The 3,831-nt window shown below is 50.3% G+C and carries 2 protein-coding genes; one reads left to right on the forward strand and one right to left on the reverse strand.

The window, feature by feature from the left end:
* Positions 1–1,229, reverse strand: a 1,229-nt coding sequence (locus VN105_RS11685) for an NAD(P)/FAD-dependent oxidoreductase (protein WP_325641026.1), incomplete at its 3' end; no start/stop codon positions are given.
* A 121-nt stretch (positions 1,230–1,350) separates the two neighbouring features.
* On the opposite strand from VN105_RS11685, the gene VN105_RS11690 reads away from it, so the two are divergent.
* A complete protein-coding gene (locus VN105_RS11690; RefSeq protein WP_325641028.1) occupies positions 1,351–3,810 on the forward strand; it encodes an MG2 domain-containing protein in 2,460 nt (819 codons plus the stop codon).
* Positions 3,811–3,831 lie beyond the last annotated feature (21 nt).

Genomic DNA, 3,831 nt, shown 5'->3' on the forward strand with positions numbered 1-3,831 from the left:
CGCGACGCAATGGCACCAGCCGCAACAAAGCCGCTCGTCCATGCGTGTTGAAAATTGAACCCGCCCGTGATCCCGTCTACATCCATTACCTCCCCGGCGAAGAAAAGGTTGGGTACCAACCGGCTTTCCATGGTAGCCGGGTCTATTTCGCTGAGGGTAACGCCGCCGCAGGTCACAAATTCTTCCTTAAAGGTAGTTTTGCCCTTCACGGGGAACTCCATGCCTACCAATAGTTTCATCAAACGGTTCTGGTCTTTCGCCGGTACGTCTGCCCATCTCATTTCTTCCCCCACACCGGCCTGTTGCAGCAGGAATTGCCAGAGCCGCTGCGGCAGGCCGAAAGGATTTTTATTGTATATCTTTTGCTTCCCTAATTCAAAGCGCAGGTCCTGCCATTGCTCCCGCAGGGTGTTTTCATTATAAGACGGGATCCAGTTTACAATGGCGGTAAAAGTATACTGCAGCTGCTGCAGTTCCCTGGCCCCCCAGGCCGACAACCGTAATACCGCCGGACCGCTCATCCCCCAGTGGGTGATCAGCAAAGGGCCCTGTTCCTGGAGTTTGGTACCCGCCACTTTTACCTGTGCAATGGTGGCCACTCCCATCAGGCTGGTAACCGGGTTGCCAGGCATATTAAAGGTAAACAGGGATGGCGCCGGGGGTACAATGCTATGCCCTGTTTGTTCCAGCCAGGCAAATTTTGCCGCCTGCGCGTAGCCACCTGCGGCTATGCATAAATAATCGGCCATAAGGTCCGGCCCCTGCTGTAATTGAAGGCGCCAGCGCCCATCGTTGTCCTTTTTGAAGGAAGTAACTTCCGTATGGGTGCGTATGGTGAGATGGTATTTATCTGCTTCCCGCAGGAGGCAGTCGATGATCGTCTGCGAATCGTCTGTTACAGGGAACATGCGGCCATCTTCTTCCGCCTTCAGCACCACCCCTCTTTCCCGGAACCAGGCAATGGTATCGGGCACAAAGAAGCGGGAAAAGGATTTCTTTACAAAGTTCTGGCCCCGGGGATAGCGTTTAGCCATGTACGTAATATCCGGCGCATTGTGAGTAACATTGCAACGTCCGCCCCCGCTCACCTTTACCTTCGATAACAGCTTTCCTGTTTTTTCCAGCAGTACCACCTCCAGGCCAGGGCTCAACCGGGCCGCGTTCACTGCACAAAAAAAACCGGCAGCACCGCCGCCAGCTATCACTAAACGTTTCTTTCCTGAACTCATTAAAATCTTGTTAAAACCGTAGGTTGAACACGCAATAATAACAAACCTGCCGTAATCTTACTGATTAATCTTCCAAAGTTTATATTTTTGACATATATTATACCCGCTCAAACTATATTGCATGCAATCGAACCTGAAGAAAAAGCGACAATTTCTGAAATGGATAATACCAGCCGTGATGTTAGGCGGCGTAATGAGTGCACTGGCTGTTCAAACGCGTCCTACTGACTGGTCCGACCGCATTATAAAGGCGTTACAAACGTTCGGCAGCCGTTACCCGGCCGAAAAGGTGTACCTCCATCTTGATAAGGACTACTACGCAGCCGGCGAAACCATCTGGTTCAAAGCCTACCTTACCCTGCAGGGAATGCCCGCTACCACCGCTACTAACCTGTACGTGGAACTGCTGGATAAAAATAATAACATTGTGCAGAAGAAACTGTTTGCCGTTGGCAATGCCGGCGCACCCGGTAACTTCGACCTGCCGGAAACACAAAAGGCAGGCGTATACCAGCTCCGGGCCTATACCGCCTGGATGCTCAACTTCGATCCTGCCTTCAGTTATACCCGGACCATTGAAATCTTTGACCCCTCAAAGAAAACACAACCGGAAACAGACAGCGCCACCACTCCCGACTTTGCAGTGCAGTTCTTTCCCGAAGGCGGTAATCTCATCGTAGGCCAGCCAAACGTAGTGGCTTTTAAAGCCATCGATAATAACGGGTACCCGGTAGAGATATCCGGCGCCGTAAAAGACGCCAAAGGCGCCAGCAGCGCTGTGATCAAAACCATACATGATGGTATGGGTTCTTTCGAAATCACTCCCGCCAACGCGCAGGACATCTTCCAGGCTACCGTAAAAAACAGCAAGGGACAAACCAAAACAGTGCCTCTCCCCGCTGCTGCAGCTTCCGGCGCATCCCTGAAAGTATTCAATAAAGGCAACCGCATATTTTACCAGGCCGTGCCCGGTAATGTAACCGATACCTCCGTAAACGACCTGGTGATCATTGGCCAGATGGGCAGCCAACTGGTGTATAAAGCCAACCTCGATGTAGGTGAAGGCCGCATCAGCGGATTCATTCCCGCTGATCATCTTCCCTCCGGTATTATTCAAATCACTCTTTTTGCAAAATCAGGGATGCCCCTCGCAGAGCGACTGGCCTTTGTACGCAAAAATGACCTGATGCAGATAGATGTACTGGATGCGGATACCCACAAGGAACCCAGAACGAAGAACGCCTTCGAACTGAGATTACCGGACACCATGCAAACCAATATCTCCATCTCCATCACGGATGCAGACGCAGTGCCGGTAGATAAAAACTCGAACAATATCATTTCCAGCTTCCTGCTTACCTCCGATATCAAAGGATATATCTACAATCCATCCTGGTACTTCCGCAACGATGCCGATTCAACGCTGAAAGCACTGGACCTGGTAATGATGACCAACGGATGGAGACGGTTCAGCTGGGAGAAAATCGTTAACAACGAATTTCCTGAAGTAAGGTTCCCGTACGAACAGGGCCTGCTCATGAAAGGCGTAGCCACCATGCTTAACGGCCGGCCAATGCCTACCGGTAAACTGGATATGATCATTCGCCTGCCGATAGACAGTTCCTCCATGTTCGCCTCCACCCCCATAAACGATAAAGGACAGTTTGAAATGGCTAACATGGTATTCCCGGATACCGCTTACATCTATTACCAGGGCAATGACCTCGTAAAAAAAGGCGTGGATGTGAATGTGAAGTTCGATAATCACTTCTTTGAACGTCCTACACAAATTAAAATTCCCTTCCCGCTGCGTGTACCACCTGCGGTGGATAACAATGCACTGAAACAATTCCTCGCCAATGCCGCGGAAGGCAATAAGGTAAACCGTTCTATCAATAATAAAACGGTATACCTGCAGGAAGTAAATGTAAATGCGAAAAAAGTGAAGCCCGAAGAAACTACAGAGAAACGTTATGCCTCCGGGATGTTCTCCGGCGGCGACGGCTACTCTTTCGACTTAACAAAAGAAACCCCTATTGCGCTCAACGTATTCCAATACCTGCAATCAAAAGTAGCGGGGCTGCAAATCACCGGCGACTATAACAATCCAACGCTCTCCTGGCGTGGTGGTGCGCCAGGGCTCTACCTCAATGAAATGCAATCGGACGTGAGTATGCTGAGCACCCTCTCCATCCAGGACATTGCGCTCATTAAAGTATTCCGCCCTCCGTTTATGGGTGGCTTCGGCGGTGCTAATGGCGCCATCGCAGTATACACCAAAAAAGGTGGCGATAACACACCGAAAAATGATCCGAGCATCCGGGGCTTCAAGTTGTATAAAAAGGCCGGTTACCAGATCGTGAAACAGTTCTATTCACCGGACTACTCCGTGAAAAAAGAAGTACACGCATTACCTGATAAACGCCTCACCCTTTACTGGAACCCGAACGTAGTAATAGATACCCTCACACATACTGCCAGGGTGGAATTTTATAACAACGATTTCACCAAGCGTTTCCGCCTGGTGGCAGAAGGCATCGGCGAAGACGGTAGCGTAGGTCACCTTGAGCAGGAGTTCTAAAAAGCGTGTTTTGTCTTGGAA

The sequence above is a fragment of the Chitinophaga sp. genome (assembly GCF_035564935.1).
Taxonomy (GTDB): Bacteria; Bacteroidota; Bacteroidia; order Chitinophagales; family Chitinophagaceae; genus Chitinophaga.